At 75.5% G+C, this 265-nt stretch carries 1 pseudogene; it reads right to left on the reverse strand.

Annotation, left to right across the window (positions count from 1 at the left end):
• A pseudogene (locus JHD82_RS29715) lies at positions 1-265 on the reverse strand (hypothetical protein); the annotation flags it as partial.

The raw sequence follows: 265 nt of genomic DNA on the forward strand, positions 1-265 counted from the left end.
CCGAATCCCTGGTCAAGCTGCACCCGGCCAGCCATGGCCTGGCGCGCATGCTGATCAAGGTGGCCGAAACCGTGGCCCCTGTCTCTTATACACATCTGACGCTGCCGACGAAATGCGAACAGTGTAGATCTCGGTGGTCGGCGGATCATTAAAAAGGGGGGGGGGGGGGGGGGGGGGGGGGGGGGGGGGGGGGGGGGGGGGGGGGGGGGGGGGGGGGGGGGGGGGGGGGGGGGGGGGGGGGGGGGGGGGGGGGGGGGGGGGGGGG

It is taken from the genome of Delftia sp. ASV31, from assembly GCF_016428765.1.
Taxonomy (GTDB): Bacteria; Pseudomonadota; Gammaproteobacteria; order Burkholderiales; family Burkholderiaceae_C; genus Comamonas; species Comamonas acidovorans.